Raw genomic sequence first — 21949 nt, 5'->3', positions numbered from 1 at the left:
CTCACAGCCGTTTACACAAGTTTTTATACTGAACCTTAATTATTTCTGCACTTAAATTGCACTTTTTCTCTATCTTTGGAAAATTATGCAATGCTTCAATTGTAATCATGACTATAACCACCAATCAGGAGTTAATTCACCAAGAGTAACAATTTTTTCATTTTCATAATCAAGCATTACTTCAACATCTTGATAGTGTCCCTCCATCAATTGCGCCATAAATTCACGGCAGGCTCCGCATGGTGCACCAGTTTTACCATCTGGCATAATTGCCAATACGCGTGTGATATTTGACTCACCATTAGTAACCATATTAAAAAGTGCATTGCGTTCAGCGCATACTCCTAAAGTACTCGCAGTATCAACACAAACCCCGGTATAGGTTCTACCTGAATCAGATAAGACTGCAGCTGCAACTCCACCAGCTTCCATATGGCTTGATATTTCACGAAATCCTTGAACTGCTTTAGCTTTTTGATACATTTTTTGCCATGTTTTGTCTAACATCTTTGTTCTCCTTTATTAATGGTATGGTTAATAAAACAATTCCAAAATATATTGCTGATACAAAGAACATCACATTTAATTTTCAAATACTTTCATAATGCTATTACTTATGAACAATGAAACACTAACCAAGATCTCTGCAATAAATGAAATAGTCGAAAGCATAGTTGACTTATTGCTTTTTCCATAAATAGCCTCATTACTAGTAGCTGAAATTTGTCCCGACATCATTCCCATCAATAGTTCAATTAATAGAAAAAGACAAAACAGTATATATTTATTTTCTAGAGTTCCACTTAATACAAATGCACCAATCATGCACACAGTATTCAATAAAGTAAGATTCTTTGAATTAACAGAAGTAGAAATTTTACTAAATAAAACTGATCCTAGAATTAATGCACACATAAATAACGTGTAAACCAGTGAAAGATTAAAACCTAATTTTTCAACATAAATAATTGACCAATAGATAAGGATAAATTGCGTTCCACAATCATAGCCTACATTCAGCAACAGTAATATCCAGAAGTTTCTTTTCCTAAAAAAACTAACAATATTTTTAGCGCTACATTCAACTTGTTTTTTATTAGAAGCTCTATTATCTGAAAAGGATAGGATACTTATCATAAACCAAATAAGGGCTGGATATAACGCAAGTCCAAGCATTGCGAACCATATCGGTGCAGTATCTTTAATTCCAAATAGCCAAGTACCAATATTTCCACCGATTAATGTGGTTAAATTCAAAATAATTACTTGCATCCCCATTAGTTTGCTCCTGTAAGTCAGTTACATAGGCAAGTAAAGTACCTGAATTAAGTGCTAAGCCAATACCATATAAAAGCTCTGCCATTGAAAAGAAAAAGAAGTTTCTAAATAGAATTAGAATGAAAAAACTCGTGGCAATAACTAAAGATGATAAAGCTAAAACTTTCAATCTTCCAATTTTATCTGCCAAATATCCAGCTGGAAGGAGTCCAAACATAATACCGATATTTTGAAAAGATTTTATTGAACCAATATTTGCATCCGGGATTCCATTTTTAGCATAAAATAATGAAAAAATTCCTGACATTGATGATCGGAAAAGTGTAAAAACTGCTGTAAAAACTAAAAATAAAATTGCAATTTTAAAACTTACACTCTTTAACCTCATGATCATCAACTCCTATATTAATAATTCCTATTCAAATTCCGCTTGCCAGTTAGGATTACGATATGCCTTAAAGCACATCTCTACTTGCTCTTTTGATCCCTTGTCTTCACTTAATTCAGGCAAATTATCCAATGCAAAATATCCACTAGCAATTGTTTCATCATTTTCTGTGAAACTACCACCTGTTGGTTTACATAAGAAAAATACCGTTGTAATTCCATAAGGATACATTCCCTTATAATGCTTATTACTATCATGAATCGCAATTAATTTCTCAACAGCAATGTCAATTCCGGCTTCTTCCTTTATTTCTTTGATCACATTTTCCTTAACAGAAAGATTCACTTCACACCAACCGCCTGGAATTGACCAAGTACCATCATTTTCCTGAACGAGCAGAATTTTCTCATCCTTAAAGATTGCTGCCCGAGTTCCAAGCTTAGGTGTTTGATAACCAACTTCGTTGCAGAAAAGCTCTTTCACCTTTTCAATTGACAAACCAGATTTTTCTGCCATCATTTCCGCTGAAATATCGCGAATTTCTTGATACCGCTCTAAGTCAAAATTATCTTTTCCATACGTTAAGCCGGCTTGCGCCAAACTTTGAAGTCGCTTTGCCCAATCAATAAGTTTGTCATTTTTCATAACCTATTTCTCCAAATTCAAAACCAAAATTCTTTCTTATTTTTTCACATTAATCATTCCTTAGCACAAACACCTTATGCTCATTTTCATCATCTTTTAAATACACGAAACTACTTCTTTTTGCTACATTCTGACTAGCGAAATTCTTAGGATGAGTTCTTAAAATCAAATAATCAAGCTTCAACTGTTCAAATGCGTATTTCTTAAGAAATTCGACAGATTCAGTCATAATTCCTAAATGTTGAAAATCATTAGAAAGCCAATATCCTACTTCGCCAGATTCATGATTCAAATTATGTAAGTCAATCATGCCAGCTGGCTGTCCATCAACTAAAATAACTAGGTTGAATGCTGTACCATCAACCATTTTTTGTTGAAACATTTTAATTGAATCGGCTTCTTTTTGAACAGAATCAATTTTGTTGGCCCAAACTAACCATTTAGAAAACTCAGTAAGATTTTTTTGAAGTTGATCAAATAAGTCTTTTGCTTGCCAAGTCTCTGGAAGAACTAATTCGATTTCTTTATTTTTAGTTAGAAATTTATGTAAAACAAAAGCAGTATGACACATTTTAAGTATCTCCTTTCCTCCAAAATATGTTGTATTAAATATTACTTAAATATATTTAATATTTCAAGAGGATATTTATAATATTTTCACACAAAAAAAACAAGGAGATAGTATTTCTCCCTGGTTTCTCCAGCATATTCTTAAATTAAATGATTTTCTTTATACCAACTAATAAAATTGGCCAAAAAATAAGCAGAGACCTCTAAAATCTCTGCCTATTAGCCACAAATTTTTCATAGCCAAAAATAATTATACTTAATTACCAGCTGGTGTTACGTTTACCGTTACTGTCTTTATATCAGACCATGGACCAACTATATTACTGTTGAGGCCACGGACACGTATCTCATATGTCTTACCTTTTTCGAAATAGCAAATACTATTTTTATCAGAGCTGGATGTAATTTCATCACCATTACTTGATGATGATAAGAAACTTTGCCATTCACTCTGACCTTTTAAGCGATATTGAACTTCATAACTACTAATATTTTTATTAACCGGCCATTTAATATCGATGTATGGTTCATCACTACCATTATCATCATAATAGCTGACATCAACTGGGATTTTATCTGGCACATTCTTATTATCCGTTACAGCATGATAATCGATCGTCTTTGCATCAGAAAGTTCACCATTAATATCAAATCCGTTCGCACGATTGATAGGTAAAACAGCGACTTGATATGTCTTACCATTAACAAGGCTCTTAGATGGAATTACCGTGCTTAATGATTCACTTGCTTTAATTCTTGGCACAGCAGCAGGAATATAGCCACTGCCACTATTTATATAGATGACATATTCAGTCGCACCTTCAGACTTAGTAAAATCAACTTGCAATCCGTCTTTTACTGGTGTCAACTTTGTAACTTCATTTTTGACTGGTACTTGGTCAGTATTTTCACCTGTTATTTTGAAATTAAATAAACCACGAGTTTGAATGTTTAATTTGTACTCACCTTTTGCGACATACCAAGTTATCTTTTTATTATCTTGTCTACCATTGAACATTGAAGATGGCAGGTAATAACTAAAGCCATTCTTACTTTGCATAGTAATGATTGTTCTATGACCATTGTAATAAACCGGCATCGAGTTCATGCCCATAGTTAATTTTTGTGACTTATCAACTTTTAATGTGTAACTATGATACGTGCTATTTTTATAGCTACTAAACATGTCAGAAAATCCCTTTACCTTTTGTCCTAATGAAATTTCAGGACTATAAGTATAGCTGTTTGTAGTGCGGTAAATTGGATAATCATCTAACTGTTTTCTAAGTTTAGTCAATTTAGTATAACTAATTCTAATTTTTCTTGATCCCGGATTCTTAGCAACTACTTTGTAATTTCCGGATCTAAGATAATACTCTTTAGTATTTTTCTTATCGGTTGAATAAGGAATGGCCTCCCAATCAATACTATTGTAGATTCTGATCTTGGCATTTGTATTAACTGTTACTCTACCAGCTTCTTTTAAATGAAGCTTATAAGTGTTGCCTTTGCGTACATAACTTGTGCCTTGAGTCGGAATTTGGATCGTAGCAGCTTGAACAGTAGAAGAATTTGTATTTAAAAATAGTACAAATGCTCCTGCCAATGAAGTTGCAATCAGATATTTATTAATTTTCATAATTGTTGTCCTTTCATAAGCTATTATAATGCTTTATTGATTTTATACCCTAACTAAAAATATCCCACCTATATTCTTTGCTTACATCCTCGAGCAGACTTAAGCCGGCAATACTATTACCAACTTCATCAAGTGGTGGACTAAAAATGCCAATCCCAGCCTTATTAGGTACTGAAGAAACGAGCCCACTCCAACACCACTCTTAGTAGGAATACCAATTTTAGCTGAATATATTCCTGATGCATTATACAAGCCTGTTGTCATCATTAAAGACTTAGTAAAAGTCGCGGTAGTACTTGAAACGATTCGCTCATTGTCCCATGGCTTAATTCCATCATTGGCTAAAACAGCACCAAAATTAGCTAAGCTACGTGCCGTTACCATCATTGAACATTGTTTGAAGTAAGTAGTTAAACTTTCTTCAACATCGGCTTTCAAAATTTCCTTAGCTTTCATGTAATAAGCTAAAGATCGATTCATATCGCCTGTCTTTTGTTCAGACTTAAAGATCTCTTCATTCAATTTGATTTGGGGATCATTACAAATTTCTCTAGTAAAATTAAGAATTTGTTCAAATGCACTTTTATCTTCAGTATCCTTAATTACTGAAGTCATTAAAATAGCACCAGAGTTAACAAAATCTAAAACCAAAGTTTCAATTGAATAAAGTAATGTAATGACTTTGGAGATGCTTTCAATTGCAAAGTAAGTTTCACTATCACCAGCTACTGAAATTTTTCCATCGTCCAAATTATAAATTGCTATTCCAAGTTGTTCTGGTTCTACTTCCGCCAATGCCGGAATATACGTTGCAACATGACCATTCACTACTTGCGGTAAATTTTTAGTTACTAAGTTTGCTAAATCAGTCATACTCTGCATCCCCTTTCATTCTTATTTTACAAAAAAGACAGATTTCTCCATAAGAATCTGCCTCACGTTCAATATTTAATCTTCAAACTTGTCTAAATTTTAATTCCATGACATTATTTCTCTAAATAAAGTTCGCGTAATTTATCTTCTAATTCAGAAGTCACATTTAAAACATCCCTCACATAGGTTTCAAAATCTCCATACTCTTTCTCAATAGTCAAAAGAATTGTGTCAAAAAGTGAATCCGACGCTGAACTTAAAACCCGCATATTAGCTCTAAAGGTTAAACCTTTACCAGCTTCTTGGAATTCCTTATCCCTAGCTGCGCGATATTCAGTCAAAATTTCATTTGATGCCAGATAATCCTGTCGTATTACTTCTAAGTCAACGCCTAAAATATATAAAACAAATAAGGCAACAAAGCCTGTCCGATCTTTTCCTTCAGTACAGTGAAAAATAACTGCTCCTTTTTCAGTTTCAGACAATATTTTCAATACTTGACGAACAGTTTCTTGATCATGTGCTGCAATAACATGATCTCTATAATGATCACACATCATTTTAAATGCAGCATGTGGATTTTCATTATATGACTTTGCTTCTTGTTTTAAGTTATTTTCTCCCCCTAATGTTCCTTCTTCACTGGAAAGAGGCAGAGAAATATTTTGAATGCCATCAATTTGAGGATCAGGATGAGAAATGCTTTCTGATTTTGAACGTAGGTCAATAATTTTAACAACACCGTAATCCTTTAGAAGTTGCCTGTCTTTTAGCGACATTTTACTAAGATCGCCTGTTCTAAGCAGACGATGCATCTGTATTTTACGATTATTAAGACCAGTTAATCCACCTAGTTCACGCGGATTAATGGCTGTTGTGATTGGTAATAGATTTGAGTACATATTGTTCCTCTGCTATTTGCTATGCTTTAAAACTGCCAGCCAAATTAGATAACAGATTAAAATGATTAATCCAAATACTCCCCAGATAATTAAAGTAATATTTCTCATTTCAGGTGTTTGTACTACACCTGCTCCGTCAACTTTTCTAACGCAAAGAAATATACTAATCACTATAAATAAGATCAATACAATACTGCCACTAATTTTCCATGCTTTCATTTATTTTTCCTTTATAACTTTTTCAACAGCCGGTGCAACCAGACTCTCTTCCAATTCCATATCAACTGGCTTATACTCCATATCGATACATTCGTCCCAATATTCAAGATGTTTCTTATCGATATAACTTTCTGACTCTTCAACGGCATTTCCGCCTTCTCCTTGAACTGAATACCAGTAAAAATATGTATATCCATCTGGATTTTTCTCCTTAAAGACACTTTCCACGTACATCTTTTCACCAGCCATTGTGGCCACAGTATCAGTGTGATGATCACTCAAAAAATCCATCCATTCTTGTGCTTTTTCTTCTTTTCCTTTTTTAATTCTAAAACGCGTTAATTCTACCTTAGTCATCATTGATTATCTTCTTTCCATTAATGTATTTTCGCTTTGCATTAATCGCCATTTTCTTAACAATATCTTCTCCTAGATCACTGCCAAGCATTTCAGAAATTCCTAACAGAAAAATAGCTATATCAGCAAGTTCTTCATCGATGTTTTCTTGATCTTCTTTTAGCCAAGCTTGAAACAGTTCATTTACTTCACCATACAATAATAGCAGTTCAAACTTAACATCAGTGGTATTAAAATTATGTTTTTTCTTGTTCTCAATAACGGCTTTTTGAAGTTTCTTGGTATCAATAATCATAGTTTCAATCCTCAATATTCACTATTAAATTTTTTCTCTACTATTTCTTTTACATTAGGATTAAGCAGTGAAATAGAATTTAATTTTACATATATATCTTGCAATAATGACTTCAAATTATTAAATCGATAGTATTCTAACAATTCATCTGAATAAGGATTAAAAGCAAATGATTTTATCCAATTAACAAAAATATCTGAATTTATCTTATGTGCTTTAAATCCATTTACAAAAACATCGGCTAAACGATATTCTTCCCCGTCAATAAAACGTCCATCAACCTTATTCAACATTTCTTTAGTCGCTAATAAAAAATCGGCTACCATTCTTTGATCAAAATCATCACATAGTATACTATCTGCCAGTGCGTCCGAACAATGCGCAACTGCATGAACCCAACCATATTCCTTGGAAAAGCCAGTAAAATCATGCTCATTGGCTAAATAATGAATTAAGTTTTTAAAAATCTGCTTTTCTTTATTCTTATCTAAGATTTGATAATACTGAGATTTTTTATCATTATTTGTTCGAATAATTAAATCCCACAACAAGCACGTAAAAGACCTTGTTAATGTAGCTTCCCCATTTTCTTGAATTCTATAGAATAAAAGATTTCTTTCTTCAAGTTGATTTATCAAAAATAAAACTTGCTTATTGGTAAATTTTTCTTCGAAAAAGCCAGCACCCAAGCTATTGCATACTAAGTCATCTCGAATTTCACTTTTAGAATTGCCAATATTTTCTAAAAGCCAATTTACTTCTTCATCTAAATATTGAGCGTTAGAATTATTCAATTTTTGTTTTAAGATTTTTAAATCCATTTGCTCACCTTAATTCTTATTGTACCTTGTGCAACACTAAACTATTTATGATTAAAACAAAGTTTTCATATATTCCTATTTACATTAATAAAAATCTTATTTATTATTAATGTACCATAATTTTATAGCTTTTCAATAAACAAATGGAGATGAGCAAATGAAAAAGAAAATCAAATACACTCTTGCACTTATCGCATCCATCAGCTGTGTTGCTTTACTAAGTTTTGCGTCATATTTACAAATTCATGAACATATCTATAAAGGTCTTTTTTGGAATGTTTTATTGATCCTTTTCTTACTTTTTAGTTCATCAATATATCTAAAACAATTAATAAAGGGTCCTAATGATAACCAAGATGATGGTAATGATGCAGAAACAGTTCGTCTTGAGCAAAATGCCAAAGTAAAAACGATGACTATAATAGAAAATATTACTTTTTGGTGTGGCATGATTTTAATGGTTTATGCTTCCAGTCAACTAAAAGAAAATCCACAATTTTCATATGTTCTATTTGCAATTGCTGGCACTTTAACTTTAATTTGGCTATTAAGCTTTGTGATTGAGATTTTTTATATTTGCAAATCTGGAAAGCAACCAGACAAAAGAGAGGATTAAATAATGCTAAATCTGGAAAATTTTAACTCTTCATACTTAAAAGATATTTGGAAAGATGGATTCAAAGCAAACAATCCAGAATGGACTAAATGGAATGCGCCATATTTTAACGATTACATTCCCTATCAGTCTTTTTCTGACTTTAAAGAAAGTCCCATTTCTACCTATCTACTGAGTAAATCATGCAAAGCCATTATTAGTAATGGGCAAGCAATAGGTATGGTGTCGAAAAATTGGATTGATAAAACAACACTTTGGCTTGAAATTGGAATAGTTATTTATAATCCCAATTATTGGCATGGTGGCCTTGGAACAAGAGCTTTAGAAAAATGGATTACTGATATATTTTCTGAATATCCTGATTTAGAACACATTGGTTTAACAACCTGGAGCGGCAATCCAAGAATGATGCATTTAGCTGAAAAAATTGGGCTAAAAAAAGAAGCTCAAATTCGCAGAGTTCGCTATTTTCAAGGCTTTTATTATGACAGCGTAAAATATGGCGTTTTAAGATCTGAGTGGGAAAAATGCAAAAACAAATAAGGATGATATCTTGACAATTTACTGCCAGTTATCATCCTTATTTCAATTTGTATCAAATATTAAAAGTCATTCCTAGCAAAATAAGCAGTACAATTGCCCAAACAAATCCTGCAATCAATCCCAAAATCCAGGCTAACCACCGCTTCATCTTCTTACTCAATATTATTGCAGTCAGAACAAACATCGCGCTTTCAGAGATAATTACTGGATAAGTAACCCAAGATCTTAGATTAAAAATTGGTAAAAGAAAACTAATAATTGTGGCAGTAGCAACTATAATAGCCGGTACCCTTATAGAAATATTTTCATTAAATGAAACTGCAAAGCCAATAACAATTGCAATAAATAATGGTGAGATATTAATAAACGGCATCATACTTTCTTGCATAAGCATCCCCTCTAAATCTTTTTATTAAAATAATATCTAATACTATTTTAATTTTCAACAAAATATGCTATATTATTTTCATCAAAGAAGAAACGACTTAAAATAAGTCACTTTGATGGGGTCTAGAAAGGTATATTTATGTCACTGAAGTTTGCTAACAAAAAGAAGCTAGCACTTTATGTCTTTTTAGCCTGCATAAGTGCTTGTGGTAATGTCGTTATCGCTTATGTCACGAAGATCATGCTTAATAGCGCCCAATATCATCGTGGCTCATTAAAGCAATTAATTTTTATCGCTGCATTAGGAGCAGCATCACTAATCATTATCATGTTTCTCAACTTTGCTTATAGATACTTGCGCTCCGATATTACGCGTGATATTAACTTGAAGTTAAAAGAGAAAACTATTACTTATTTAATTGCTCAACAAAATGACTCGCAAAAAGATGGTCTAAATTTAATGACCAATGACCTAAAGCAAATTGAAACACTTAAAATTACAAATGAATTAATGATTATTTCCGAATTTGCTGCTTTTACAATCTCAATTTTTGTCGGTTTAATCAATTCTTGGCTTCTAACAATAATCTTCGTTATTGCTACGGTCATCCCGGGATTTATCCAAAAAATTTTCATTAAAGATATTCAAAACAAATCCGCTGTCTGGGAAAAGCAAAACGCTGAATATACTCAAGCTACTGTTGATGCTATTAACGAATCAAAAACTGCTATGCTATATGACGCACAGATTTCCGTTGTTTCTTATGTAATTAATCGGGCAAAAGAAATGGAAGATGCCTTGAGAGCATTAAACTACACCCAAAGTGCGATTTCTACATTAATTATTACCATTGCTGATATTTTCAGCTTTATCATTCCATTCCTAATCGGTGCAATTTTGATGTTCAATGGGCAAATTGGTGCTGGTACTTTAGTAATGATTGTTCAGCTTTCAAATGACTTCATTAATCCAATTACAATGATTTTTGACCAGCTCAATCAAATTCGCTCAACTAAACCAATTTGGGATAAAGTCGAACAAGCTCTTAAGTTTAAAGGATCTCCTACTTCAACTGAATCAGCTTCTACTTTTAATGAATTAAAAGTTAAAGACTTATCATACTCAGTAAACAATAAAAACATTTTAAACAAGGTTAACTTTAACGTTAAAGCTGGTGAAAAAATACTACTGATGGCACCAAGTGGTTTTGGCAAAACTACCCTCTTAAAGCTTTTAGCTGGGCAATTAACTCCAAGTACTGGTTCAATTATCATTGACCAAAACAATTTAACCGGCAATTGGCAAAAATCTCATGAACACTTTGGCTACATCAATCAAAAACCATTCATGTTTGATCGCAGTCTTCTCTTCAATTTAACTCTGGGCCAAAAATATTCCAACAATGAGTTACAAAATGCAATTAAATCAGCTGGATTAGCAGAGCTTGTTAAGGAGAAAGGCCTCGATTATCAAATTGGTCAAAATGGTAATAATCTATCCGGTGGTCAAATTCAAAGAGTTGAAATAGCTTCGTCTGCTAGCAAAACGTCCAGTTTTACTAGCAGACGAAGCTACAAGTGCTTTAGATAATGATTTATCTTTGCAAATTCACAAAACTCTACTAGAAAACCCTAATTTTGCAGTAATTGAAGTTGCTCATAAAATTTCCAAACAAGAAAGAGCAATGTTTGATCGAATTATTAACTTAGACAACTAAAATTTAAAAATGACATTGACTGCAAATCATCGTCAATGTCATTTTTTATTATCAGTATTACTTTACATAATTTATATTATTGTTTAACTACAAAGATAGTTTTTTCTTTAGTTTACTGTTAAAATTACATTTGCAATAAACAAAAAATAAGAGGAGTTTTTATGATTTTAACCTGGGATATTATTCGCAGAACAATCGAGATTTTATGGATTATCAATATCGCCTTTGCAGTCTGGACTGTTTTTCGCAGTCATCGTAGCGTTGTTTCTACTTGGGCTTGGATGTTAGTATTAACTATTTTGCCCGGCATTGGCTTTATTCTATATCTTTTCTTTGGGCGTCAACTTTCACATGACGAAATTTTTGCTATTCAAAGTGCTCAAAAAGAGACGCGTAATCGTTATCTCAAAAAACAAAAAGCTATGTTGGCAGAACATGATCTTTTACCCGAAAAAGAGCGCAAACCACGTGCCCGCATGTTATCAGAGCTAAATTTAAACAACGATGATGCTATTTTAACTTTTGCCAATAAAGTTAAGGTTTTCACCAGTGGACCCGAGTTGTTTGACCAAATAATTGCTGATCTTAAGCAAGCTAAAACATCGATTAGTTTAGAGTTCTACACTTTTTATAATGATAATCTAGGAAAGCGTGTCTTACGGGCCTTAGAAGAGGCTTCTGCTAAAGGAGTAAAAGTCAGAGTTATTTATGATGTCTCTGGCTCACGTGGTACTAAACCTGCTTTTTTTAATCATTTAAGAGAGCTTGGTGGCGAAGCACAGCCTTTCATTTCTACTTCTAAAAAGCATTGGTTTACTACACCACGACTAAATTATCATTTACACCGCAAATTAATCGTAATCGACCATCATATTGGCTATATTGGTGGCTTTAACATCGGTGATCAGTACGTTAATCAATCTAAAAAATTTGGTCATTGGCGCGATACACATTTACGTGTTGTGGGTCAATCACCTATCCTAATGGAGACACGCTTTGCCATGGATTGGAATACTTCTATCAGACGAACTGCATTACCTAAATTTGATCTAAGCGAATTACATGCTTTTACTGTCGAACGTAAAGATCTTGACAACGATGATAACGTAGCAATGCAAATCGTTTCTTCAGGTCCCGATAACCAACATTATGGCATTCGCCGAGGATATGAGGGCATCATTGCTGGGGCTAAAAACTATATCTATATTCAAACACCCTATTTAATTCCTGAAGAATCCATTTTAGAAGCATTAATTATTGCTGCTAATAGCGGTGTTGATGTACGCATCATGATCCCTTGCATGCCAGATCATCCCTTTGTTTACCGAGCTACCGAATATTATGCAAAATATTTAGTTGCTCATGGCGTTAAAATTTACAAATATAATGATGGCTTCATCCATGCCAAAACAATGGTTTCTGGCTCCAATATCTCATCTGTTGGTTCAGCCAATCAAGACTTCAGAAGTTATACCTTAAACTTCGAGGTTAACGCTTTTAATTACAATCTTCAATTAACTCAAGAACTTAAACAAATTTTTGAAAAGGACCTAGCTAGTTGCAGTCTTCTAACTAATGAATACTTTAATCAGCAATCTAAATGGCTTAAGTTTAAACAATACTTTTCACGTCTGTTGGCACCTATTTTTTAGAAATAATAAAACCACGAAGCAAAAACTTCGTGGTATTTTTTTACAGATTATTATAAAGATCCTGCATTTCATCATCTTCTGGAGCTAACTTAAGATATCTTTCTAGCAGTTGTTTTGTTATTTCATCATTATTTTGTACATTGAAAAAGATTATCATTTGGCGCAAAAAGTCTGGATTATCCTTGAAATCCGGATAAGCTAGTAAAAATTCGCTCTGTGCTTTCTGAATATCATCCAAATCCTCATATGATAATGCCATATTCCAATGTGCCTGTGGCTCCACGCTTTCCTCATCCAAGTTACTAAATAAGGCAATATTCTCCTTAGCCTGGTGTTCATGAACATATAGGTTAGATAGCTGCATACGTAAATCACTATTGTCTGGCGCTACTTTTAACCCCTTTTCAAGTAAGTCACGAGCTGTATCCAATTCATTCAAATTAGCTGCTGCACGTGCTCCCATTGAATAAAGTGTTTCATCCAATTCATTGTACGCTAATCCTGCTTGAGCAGTCCTCAATACTTGTTCATTGTCATGCTGATGATCATAAGCTTGTGCTAATAATGGATACGCATTTACATAGTCAGGACTTTGCTCAATCACTTCATCTAAGAACTTAATTGCCTGCTTATCATCACCTACAGATAAGAGAACTAATCCTGCTTCATACTTAGAATCAATATCTAAAATACTATTTGCATGTTCACGAATAACTTTGGCAGCTTCTTCATAATTACCTAATTTGGCAAAAGTCGCAAATAATCTTTGGTACAGATTTACTTCACTAAAAGTACTTTGACGTTTGATTAAATCTTGATATAACTCAAGTGCTTGTTCATAATTACCACTTAAATATTCAATCTCTGCTAAACCAAATTTAATAGCATCTTCTTCTGGAGCTAATTGTAGTGCTCGTATTAATTTGTCCTTAGCTGTTTCTATTAAGCCGTTAGTTTGGTAATAATCAGCTTGTACTAATAGACTATCCAAATAAGCTGAAGAGCTCTCAGGGACATTATATAAAAGCGACAGACCATCGTCATCATCGCCATCATTTAACATAATCTCTGCCAAGTAAACTTTAAATAAATCTTCTTTAGGAAATTTAGCTATTAAAGCTCGATATATTTCTTTTGCTAAATCTGTAAAACCTAAGCCAGTTAGGTTTTCTGCTAAAGATGACAAGACCTCGGGATCATCATTATCTAAAGCTTCTTTTAAAAGGTGTTTGTTTTGTGAAAAATCATGATTTTGAATTGCATCTAGTAATTGTTCAGAATAACTCATAATACCTCCAATCAAGTTACCATTGTACTAAAAAAAGACGCCGGAACAAAGTCCAACGTCCTATCACATTAGTTAAGCTATTACTTAACGGCATCCTTAAGAGCTTTACCTGGCTTAAATGCAGGTACTTCACTAGCTGGGATTTCGATTTCATCACCAGTTTGTGGGTTACGGCCCTTACGAGCAGCACGGTGACGTACTTCAAAAGTACCAAAACCGATTAATTGTACCTTTTCACCCTTAGCAAGGTTTTCTTGAATTGAATCAAGGATAGCATCAACAGTATTTGCAACTTGCTTCTTAGTTAACTTAGTTTTTGAAGCAACTTCTGAAACTAATTCAGCCTTATTTGCCATGAATAATTCACCTCCTGAATTTGAACCTAATGTTCAAAAAATTTTTCTTTGTTTAAGCTAAACAAGGAAAAATGATCACAACTAATCATGTTCCCTAAAAACAAAAATATCACAAAAACCTTATAACAACAAGGTTTTTATGATATTTTGCTTATCTTTTATTTACGTTTACGTGGTAAAATCTTGATTGGTGTACCCGTAAAATCAAAGTTTTGTCGTAATTGATTAATCAAAAATCGTTCATATGAGAAGTGCATCAGTTCTGGGTCATTCACAAATACAACAAAAGTCGGTGGATTCGTACTTACTTGGGTCATGTAATAAACACGCAATCTCTTACCCTTCACCATTGGAGTTGGAACTAACTTACTTGCTTCAAGCAACAAGTCATTTAAGACACTAGATTGAATTCTTTGATTTTGATTATCATAGACTTCTTTAACCATATTAGGAATTTGATCTAATCTTTGACCTGTCTTGGCAGAAACAAAAAGAATAGGAGCATAGTCCAAATATTGAAATTCATCTCTAATTTCACGTTCAAATTCTTTAGCGCTTGTACTATTCTTTTTTGGCAAATCCCATTTGTTAACGACAATGATGATTCCACGACCCGCCTCGTGAGCATATCCAGCCACATGCTTGTCTTGTTCTCTAATGCCTGTACTTGCATCGAGGACAAGTAAAACCACGTATGAGCGCTCAATAGCACTCATAGCGCGCATTACAGAGTACTTTTCTGTCTTCTCATACACTTTGCCTCGTCTTCTGATTCCGGCAGTATCAACGACCTTAAATTTTACACCATCATGGGTAAACGGCGTATCGACAGCATCACGAGTTGTTCCTTCTTCATTAGCAACAATTACCCGATCTTCACCAAGTAATTTGTTAACAATTGAAGACTTACCTACATTTGGTCGACCAATCACGCTAAAAGAAATAACATCATCAGCTTCAGTATCTTTATCGTCAGGAAAATCATTAACAATCTGATCAAGCAAATCACCAATACCAGTACCATGACTACTTGAAACAGGAATCGGATCCCCCAATCCTAAACTATAGAAATCATAAATATCGCTTCGCTGTTCAGGATTATCAGCTTTATTTACAGCTAAAATAACTGGCTTTTTAGTACGGTAAAGAAGATGAGCTATTCTTTCGTCTAAATCTGTCACGTGATTTACCACATTGGTTAACATCACGATAACATCTGCTTCTTCAATTGCAATTTCTGCTTGAGCTCTGATTTCTTCTTCGATCTTGCCACCTTCCCAGGTAATACCACCAGTATCGATCAAATCAAACTTATGCCCCATCCATTCGGCTTGAGCATAATTACGATCTCGGGTAACACCCGGTTTGTCCTCAACAATAGCTAAACGTTGATTAATTATTCTATTGAAAAGTGTTGATTTACCAACATTGGGTTGACCAACAATTGCAACAACTGGTAAAACCATTTCTCGCCCTCCTTTACTAATCTAAACATAAATAAAAAAGCCGACTCAAGTCGGCTTTTTTATAAAATGACTACTTACGGTCCTTTAATTGGTCACCAATGATGTCACCTAATGCAAAGCCGTTGTCGTTATCACTCATGTACTTCTTGTTTACTGAATTTTCGTTACGTGAACGACGTGGACGAGAATTATGATTTTCTGAAGAAGCGTTTGAGTCAGCAGCCTTGATTGAAAGTGAAATTCTCCTATCACTTGGGTCAATGTTCAAAACCTTAACCTTAACACTTTGACCAACCTTTAAAACATCGCTTGGCTTGTCAACATGCTTGTTTGAGATTTCTGAAACGTGTACCAAACCTTGAATACCATCAGCAACTTCAACGAAAGCACCAAAGTTAGTTAATGACTTTACTTCACCTTCAAAAATATCGCCTTCGTTTAAGTCAGCTGTAGCTTGTTCAAATGGAGAAGGTTCAGTTTGCTTAATAGACAGGGAAATACGATGTCTGTCATTGTCGATACCAATGACCTTAACCTTAACATCTTGACCAACCTTTAAAACATCGCTTGGCTTGTCAACGTGCTTGTAAGAAATTTCTGAAATATGAACTAAACCGTCAACACCACCAACATCGATGAATGCACCGAAGTTAGTCAAACGTGAAACCTTACCTTCAACAACGTCACCAACAACTAATTGTGATGCAACCTTGTCAAATGCTTCTTCACGTTCTTCTTCAACTAAATCCTTGTGTGAAAGGATTAAGCGGTTCTTGTTAGGATCAATTTCGGTAATCTTAAGTTTCATAGTCTTACCAATGTAAGGCTTAAGATCTGAAACGTAACGGTTTGAAATTAATGAAGCTGGTAAGAAACCACGTGTACCAACATCAACAATTAAACCACCACGAACTGATGAAGTTACAGTACCTTCGACAGCATTTCCGTCTTCGAAGTCTTTTTGTAACTTGTCGTAGGCTTCTCTTTCCTTTAAGCGGGTAACTGAGAAGAAGAATTCACCATTTTCCTTGTCGCCACCGGCTCTTCTTAATACTAAGGCCTTAAACTTGTCACCAGGCTTAACTAAATCACGTAAGTCTGCGTTACGGTCTGAAGTGTATTCACGACGAGTAATGACACCTTCAACACCAGCGTTTTCAACACCAACATCGATTTGGCCGTCTTCAATGTCTAATACTTCGACATCGACAATATCTCCGACCTCAACTCCTTGCATTTGCTTTAATGCGTCTAAAAATTGATTACTGTTTTCTGACATATGTACCTCCCAATATCATGTCCCATTTTATAGGAAACCGAGATATTTTTCTACTATTTTGTGCTATTTTTTCTAATTTTTTTGTTTTTTTTCGATTTGAGCTAAAATTGCCTCTACAACTTCGTCAATCGACATGTTTGTGGTGTCAATTTCAATTGCATCATCTGCCTTTTTTAGCGGTGAAATTTTGCGGTGAGAATCTTTATAATCTCTTGCTGCAATATCTTTTTCAATTTCATCAACTGTTTGGTCAGATTTAATACCACGCTCTTTAAAATCTAATAAACGACGTTCAGCACGTGATCTTGCTGAAGCAACTAAAAAGATCTTAACTTCAGCGTTAGGTAAAACAGTCGTACCAATATCGCGACCATCCATAATGACATTTGTCTTGCCTGCCATTTCACGTTGCAGACTTACCATTTTTTCTCGTACTTTCGGCAAAGCGGATACTTCCGAAACATTAGCTGAAATTTCAGGCGTTCTAATTTCTTTAGAAACGTCCTTTCCAGCTACATATACTTTTTGCTCACCATTTTCAGATTTCAATTCAATTCCATCTTCATCAATGGCATTCAAGATACCCGCTTCATCACCATAATCTAAGTTATGATTACGAGCAATCACTGTACATGCACGATACATTGCCCCTGTGTCTATATAGACACAGGATAATTTACTTGCAATGATTTTAGCAACTGTACTTTTACCTGCTGATGCAGGACCATCTACTGCTACTTGCATTCTAATAAAAAAGAGATCTTAACATCGACCCCTTTTATCCTTTCTGAAAGATTATTTCAACTTAAGTGTCTGACCTGCTTCAATATTTGAAGAGTCTTTAAGATTATTTAATCTGGCTAATTCATCAACAGTCAAGCCATTCTTTTCTGCAATTTCATTTAAAGTATCTCCACTTTGGACTAAATAAGTCTTAGGAGTAGCAGAACTACTAGATGAGCTTGAACTAGCCTTTTCAGACTTTTTCTTGCTAAAAGAAGATGATGAGGTTTTCTTAGTCTTAACAGACTTGGATGATTTAGAAGAAACCTTCTTAACTGTTTGAACTTCTTCAGCTTTTTCTGAATGGCTTGAAGCCAAACGATGAACAACTGGGATAAGTGCAATTAAAATAACCGCTAAAATTATAATAACTGCTATCCAACGTGCTGATCCACTAGGCTGACTATCTTGTGAGCTTCGCTTTTCAGTAGGTCGTTCATAGTGCTGATATGGCCCGGTTGACTTTTTATCCATCAAAAATTCCTCCATTCACTTAACGGATTAATTTTAGCATATTTTAGGATGCTTTGAATATGAAAAATCCCATCAACTTAAAAAATTGATGGGATGATAACTTAATTCAAATTAAATCTCTTACGAACGAATGGCTTAATTGTTTTCAAGGTAGCTTCAAACAATAAGTAAACAGCCACAGCGTTAATTAATCCTTTTAACAAGTTAAAGGGCATGATAATACTAAAAATGTAGGTTGACATTGATGGTAAATGCAATAACTGACCCAAGTAAACTTTCTCAGTAAAGCTTAACAAGGCACTATAGCTATTAATAGCAGGCAAGTTTGGTACCGCTGTTACTGCGTAAATAGGAGTCAAAACGAAGGCATTAGCCAATGACATCACTGCTGCCATTGCGATAATCCCAATTACCAAACCACAAATTGGTTTAACTCTGCCCATCATTGTCTTGCGGTTATCCGCACTCACATTTTTACTTAATAAATAAAATGGAACTGCAAATGACATTGAAGCTAAGAATGCTGCTAGATTTCCAACAAGGCTTGGTAATGCAAAACCACTAAAAATTAAACTAAGCAACATTCGAATTAAAGCAATAATAACTCCCGGTACAATGCCAAAAATAAACATTCCAATTGTAATAATGACATCTGAAAAATCAAACTTTAAGAAGGCAACTCCAGGCATGATTGGAAATTCAAATTTCATAACTACAAAAGCAATACAGCCAATTAAAGCATATGCAATCACATTAGTTAAACTACTATTCTTGGATTTAGCTTGATCCATAACTTACTTTCCTTTCTCAAAACAAAAGGTCTATTGCTTCAGCAACAGACCTTAAAAAGTGTAGTAAGTTTTTTTAGCCTGTCTTCTTCCATCTAGACTTTAACTATCGGTATCTAACGATTCAACCACTGACGTGGGTCGCGGACTTTCACCGCCGGTCGGGACTTTCACCCTGCCCTGAAGACAATAACCTTGAATATTTAATTACAGTTATAATTTAGTTCAATTGCATTAATTTGTCAACTTCATGCTTCGATAATTCCCGATATTGCCCTGATGTAAGCGAATCCAGAGTTAAAAAGGCATATTTTTCACGAGCAAGCTTATCAACTAAGTGACCTACTGCTTTAAACATTCGCTTAACTTGATGATAATGTCCCTCATGAATTGTAATTTGGACAATTTGTGTGTCTTTCTTATAATCAGTTTTCAATACTTTGACCTTGGCAGGCGCAGCCTTAAAATGATCCAACTTTACTCCTTGAGTCAAGGTTTTAATTTCATCAGGAGTTAAAATCCCTTTAATCTTGGCTACATAGACCTTAGCCACTTCATTTTTAGGGTGCATCAATAAATTTGCTAATTTGCCATCGTTAGTCATTAGCAATAAACCTGACGTATCATAATCTAATCTTCCTACTGGATACAAACGATATGGTAAATCTTCGAAATAATCAACTACAGTTTTTCTACCACGATCGTCTTCTGCAGTCGAAACAACGCCGCGAGGCTTATAAAACAAATACGTGTGTAGGCTTTCCCGCTCAATTGGTTCATCATCGACTGTAATATTACTAAAAGTATCGACTTTAGTACCTAGCTTAGTAACAACATGCCCATCTACTTTAACTCGACCGGCTACAATCATTTTTTCAGCTTTTCTTCTTGAAGCGATTCCTGCTTCCGCAATTACTTTTTGTAATCGTTCTGCCATTTTCTATCCCTCTTTTTCTAAATGTTTGTCTGCGCTACCTTTTGAATCGAATAAGTCAATCTCCTCACCATCAGTTGTATCCTCAAAGTCTTCGATTAACGGTAAATCAGCCAAACTTTGATAATTAAAATATTGTAAAAAATAATCAGTTGTAACATACAACTTAGGATGACCTGGAGCATCTTTTTTGCCGTCTTGTTTAATTAATCCTCGCCAAATCAATGTCTGTAAAGCTCCTGATGAATTTACTCCACGAATATCATCAATTTCTATTCTAGTAATTGGTTGTCGATAAGCAATAATTGAGAGAATTTCAAGTGCTGATTGACTCAAATTCTTAGTTAAATCTTTTTGAAAATACTTTTCAATTATCTTAGCTGTCTGTTGACTAGTTGTCATCTTATAAGTATTTGCAATATGAATTATTTGCATTCCCGAGTCTGGATCAGCCTTCATTTTTTGCTGCAAACGAGTGACTAACTGACCTAGCTCTTCACCATCAACTTCAAGTAGTTCAATTAGATTTTGCTCCTCAAGCCCATTGTCACCTGCGACATACAAAAGAGCTTCTAAATTTGCTAGTTTACTTGCCATTCGTATCAATTCTTTCTAAATTTAAATCACCGAATTCACGTGCTTGTGTAATCTGAATTAATTGTTTTTTACACAATTCTAGTGTCGCTAAAAATAAGCCAATAACATCTGAGATATTCTGCATTTTGTCCGCGCAAGCAAAGAAACTAACTTGCCTTTTTCGTTTCAATTGTCCATGCAAAAAATCCATCATCTCATTGATCGGCGTTTCTGCTACTCTAATTGAAGCGGTATCTGGTTGCTGCAACTTCAAACGATGTAAGACCATCGTAAAAGTCGTCGCTAATTCTTGTGCAGTTATCTGACCCTTAGGCAGCGGTTGAACTTTAGCAGTGGTTGATACACTAGCTTCTTTAGCAACTGTAATCGGTACTTCTTCATTACGTTCTTTAAAATAAGCAGATATTTTCTTAAACACAGAATATTGTACCAATTGTTGCACTAATTCGTCTCTTGGATCTTCATCAGGTTGAATATCATCTACAAAATCGTTTTGAGGCAACAAATACTGTGATTTAATTCGCAATAAAGTTGATGACATGACAAAATACTCGCCTGCAATTTGTAAATTTAAGCTTTGCATTTGGCGCAAGTATTCTAAATATTGACTAGTTATTTGGGCAATTGGGATATCATAAATATCAATTTTTTGCGATTGGATCAAATGCAGTAATAAATCAAGTGGTCCTTCAAAATTCGGTAATTCTAAAGTTAAGTTACTTTTGTCCATTATCTTCTTCTACCGTTTTTAATAAATTTGTATATTCTGGTACAGCAGTTATTCGTTTATCTGGATATTCGTGCTTTAGTTCATCAACAATTTTCCGTTCATAACTAATCTCACGAAAACCAGGAGCTAAAGACAAATATCTAATAATTACAAACTGATTAGATACTTGGGTTCCTATTACGCCCACCATATTATTTTGACTATTACGATAAAGATACAAAATAAAGTCATTTTCATCCTGATTAAGCGTGATTTCTTCTTTTAAGTTTTCGATATTTTTAAAATCAGGTAAATAGGATAGTAATCCCATTGCTATCTTCTCATAATCTTTTTTATATTGTATTAGCATTT

Annotated in this window: 26 protein-coding genes, 2 pseudogenes and 1 riboswitch; of the genes and pseudogenes, 4 read left to right on the top strand and 24 right to left on the bottom strand. The window is 34.1% G+C overall.

Features of this window, described 5'->3' with window-relative positions:
- Positions 1 to 111: 111 nt before the first annotated feature.
- From CP367_RS02195 to CP367_RS02140, 12 genes and pseudogenes are all read right to left on the bottom strand, one after another.
- A complete protein-coding gene (locus CP367_RS02195) occupies positions 112 to 507 on the bottom strand; it encodes a cytidine deaminase (RefSeq protein ID WP_057726934.1) in 396 nt (131 codons plus the stop codon).
- Positions 508 to 582: 75 nt separating this feature from the next.
- Positions 583 to 1272 carry an MFS transporter gene (locus CP367_RS02190; protein ID WP_233187502.1) on the bottom strand — a complete coding sequence of 230 codons (690 nt, stop codon included), beginning with the start codon at positions 1270 to 1272 and terminating at the stop codon, positions 583 to 585.
- Positions 1202 to 1666: an MFS transporter gene (locus tag CP367_RS02185; protein ID WP_089145899.1), complete on the bottom strand. Its 465-nt coding sequence runs from the start codon at positions 1664 to 1666 to the stop codon at positions 1202 to 1204. Before CP367_RS02185 ends, CP367_RS02190 begins: the two co-directional genes overlap by 71 nt.
- 27 nt (positions 1667 to 1693) lie before the next feature.
- Entirely contained in the window at positions 1694 to 2311 is a 618-nt protein-coding gene (locus CP367_RS02180) for an NUDIX hydrolase (protein ID WP_089145421.1), read from the bottom strand.
- Positions 2312 to 2360: 49 nt separating this feature from the next.
- Positions 2361 to 2882, bottom strand: a complete 522-nt coding sequence (locus CP367_RS02175) for a GNAT family N-acetyltransferase (protein ID WP_089145900.1) — start codon at positions 2880 to 2882, stop codon at positions 2361 to 2363.
- A 255-nt stretch (positions 2883 to 3137) separates the two neighbouring features.
- On the bottom strand, positions 3138 to 4520 hold the full coding sequence (locus tag CP367_RS02170; RefSeq protein ID WP_089143609.1) for a fibronectin type III domain-containing protein: 1383 nt from the start codon (positions 4518 to 4520) through the stop codon (positions 3138 to 3140).
- A 49-nt stretch (positions 4521 to 4569) separates the two neighbouring features.
- A pseudogene (locus CP367_RS02165) lies at positions 4570 to 5393 on the bottom strand (glutaminase).
- Positions 5394 to 5506: 113 nt separating this feature from the next.
- The gene (locus tag CP367_RS02160) at positions 5507 to 6295 is read right to left on the bottom strand and encodes a tyrosine-protein phosphatase (protein ID WP_061204678.1); all 789 of its coding nucleotides are present in this window, start codon (positions 6293 to 6295) and stop codon (positions 5507 to 5509) included.
- Positions 6296 to 6307: 12 nt separating this feature from the next.
- Positions 6308 to 6514, bottom strand: a complete 207-nt coding sequence (locus tag CP367_RS02155; protein WP_089145902.1) for a DUF3923 family protein — start codon at positions 6512 to 6514, stop codon at positions 6308 to 6310.
- Positions 6515 to 6871 (bottom strand): DUF6176 family protein, encoded by a 357-nt coding sequence (locus CP367_RS02150; protein ID WP_089145934.1) that lies wholly within the window; start codon positions 6869 to 6871, stop codon positions 6515 to 6517.
- Positions 6864 to 7166 carry a MazG-like family protein gene (locus CP367_RS02145; protein ID WP_060462172.1) on the bottom strand — a complete coding sequence of 101 codons (303 nt, stop codon included), beginning with the start codon at positions 7164 to 7166 and terminating at the stop codon, positions 6864 to 6866. Before CP367_RS02145 ends, CP367_RS02150 begins: the two co-directional genes overlap by 8 nt.
- Positions 7167 to 7177: 11 nt before the next feature.
- Positions 7178 to 7987: a DUF2785 domain-containing protein gene (locus CP367_RS02140; RefSeq protein ID WP_089145903.1), complete on the bottom strand. Its 810-nt coding sequence runs from the start codon at positions 7985 to 7987 to the stop codon at positions 7178 to 7180.
- Between the two features lie 157 nt (positions 7988 to 8144).
- On the opposite strand from CP367_RS02140, the gene CP367_RS02135 reads away from it, so the two are divergent.
- Positions 8145 to 8603, top strand: coding sequence for a hypothetical protein (locus CP367_RS02135; protein ID WP_013086295.1), 459 nt, complete (start codon positions 8145 to 8147; stop codon positions 8601 to 8603).
- A 3-nt stretch (positions 8604 to 8606) separates the two neighbouring features.
- Positions 8607 to 9146 (top strand): GNAT family N-acetyltransferase, encoded by a 540-nt coding sequence (locus tag CP367_RS02130; protein ID WP_013086294.1) that lies wholly within the window; start codon positions 8607 to 8609, stop codon positions 9144 to 9146.
- A gap of 52 nt (positions 9147 to 9198) precedes the next feature.
- On the opposite strand, the gene CP367_RS02125 is transcribed toward CP367_RS02130, so the two are convergent.
- Complete coding sequence (locus tag CP367_RS02125) at positions 9199 to 9534, bottom strand: hypothetical protein (RefSeq protein WP_013086293.1); 336 nt, start codon at positions 9532 to 9534, stop codon at positions 9199 to 9201.
- Positions 9535 to 9672: 138 nt separating this feature from the next.
- On the opposite strand from CP367_RS02125, the pseudogene CP367_RS02120 reads away from it, so the two are divergent.
- Both CP367_RS02120 and cls read left to right on the top strand, forming a co-directional pair.
- Positions 9673 to 11251: pseudogene (locus tag CP367_RS02120) on the top strand (ATP-binding cassette domain-containing protein).
- A gap of 161 nt (positions 11252 to 11412) precedes the next feature.
- Positions 11413 to 12903 carry a cardiolipin synthase gene (cls, locus tag CP367_RS02115; RefSeq protein ID WP_013086291.1) on the top strand — a complete coding sequence of 497 codons (1491 nt, stop codon included), beginning with the start codon at positions 11413 to 11415 and terminating at the stop codon, positions 12901 to 12903.
- Positions 12904 to 12943: 40 nt separating this feature from the next.
- Here the strand turns inward: cls and CP367_RS02110 are convergent, their stop codons facing one another.
- The 11 genes from CP367_RS02110 to CP367_RS02060 all read right to left on the bottom strand — a co-directional run bounded on the left by CP367_RS02110 (position 12944) and on the right by CP367_RS02060 (position 21947).
- On the bottom strand, positions 12944 to 14191 hold the full coding sequence (locus tag CP367_RS02110; protein WP_023488845.1) for a lipopolysaccharide assembly protein LapB: 1248 nt from the start codon (positions 14189 to 14191) through the stop codon (positions 12944 to 12946).
- An 80-nt stretch (positions 14192 to 14271) separates the two neighbouring features.
- Positions 14272 to 14547, bottom strand: a complete 276-nt coding sequence (locus CP367_RS02105; protein WP_005720183.1) for an HU family DNA-binding protein — start codon at positions 14545 to 14547, stop codon at positions 14272 to 14274.
- A gap of 158 nt (positions 14548 to 14705) precedes the next feature.
- A complete protein-coding gene (gene der, locus CP367_RS02100; protein ID WP_089145904.1) occupies positions 14706 to 16013 on the bottom strand; it encodes a ribosome biogenesis GTPase Der in 1308 nt (435 codons plus the stop codon).
- A gap of 70 nt (positions 16014 to 16083) precedes the next feature.
- Entirely contained in the window at positions 16084 to 17292 is a 1209-nt protein-coding gene (gene rpsA / locus CP367_RS02095) for a 30S ribosomal protein S1 (protein ID WP_005720179.1), read from the bottom strand.
- 72 nt (positions 17293 to 17364) lie between these two features.
- Complete coding sequence (gene cmk, locus CP367_RS02090) at positions 17365 to 18036, bottom strand: (d)CMP kinase (protein WP_089145905.1); 672 nt, start codon at positions 18034 to 18036, stop codon at positions 17365 to 17367.
- 51 nt (positions 18037 to 18087) lie between these two features.
- Entirely contained in the window at positions 18088 to 18549 is a 462-nt protein-coding gene (locus CP367_RS02085; protein WP_005725874.1) for an SAG1386/EF1546 family surface-associated protein, read from the bottom strand.
- Positions 18550 to 18650: 101 nt separating this feature from the next.
- A complete protein-coding gene (locus tag CP367_RS02080) occupies positions 18651 to 19340 on the bottom strand; it encodes an ECF transporter S component (RefSeq protein ID WP_005720173.1) in 690 nt (229 codons plus the stop codon).
- Positions 19341 to 19416: 76 nt separating this feature from the next.
- Positions 19417 to 19529, bottom strand: a riboswitch (FMN riboswitch).
- A 28-nt stretch (positions 19530 to 19557) separates the two neighbouring features.
- Positions 19558 to 20274: a pseudouridine synthase gene (locus tag CP367_RS02075; protein ID WP_057726525.1), complete on the bottom strand. Its 717-nt coding sequence runs from the start codon at positions 20272 to 20274 to the stop codon at positions 19558 to 19560.
- A gap of 3 nt (positions 20275 to 20277) precedes the next feature.
- Positions 20278 to 20868, bottom strand: coding sequence for an SMC-Scp complex subunit ScpB (gene scpB, locus CP367_RS02070; RefSeq protein ID WP_005720170.1), 591 nt, complete (start codon positions 20866 to 20868; stop codon positions 20278 to 20280).
- Complete coding sequence (locus CP367_RS02065; RefSeq protein ID WP_005720168.1) at positions 20858 to 21598, bottom strand: ScpA family protein; 741 nt, start codon at positions 21596 to 21598, stop codon at positions 20858 to 20860. The genes scpB and CP367_RS02065 overlap by 11 nt, the downstream gene beginning before the upstream one ends.
- Positions 21585 to 21947, bottom strand: a complete 363-nt coding sequence (locus tag CP367_RS02060; RefSeq protein ID WP_005720166.1) for a hypothetical protein — start codon at positions 21945 to 21947, stop codon at positions 21585 to 21587. The genes CP367_RS02065 and CP367_RS02060 overlap by 14 nt, the downstream gene beginning before the upstream one ends.
- Positions 21948 to 21949: the final 2 nt, after the last annotated feature.

It is taken from the genome of Lactobacillus sp. UMNPBX16 (genome assembly GCF_002553775.1).
Classification (GTDB): Bacteria; Bacillota; Bacilli; order Lactobacillales; family Lactobacillaceae; genus Lactobacillus; species Lactobacillus crispatus.
Note: the sequence above shows the minus strand (reverse complement) of the source record. Positions and strands in the feature narration are given on the sequence as shown.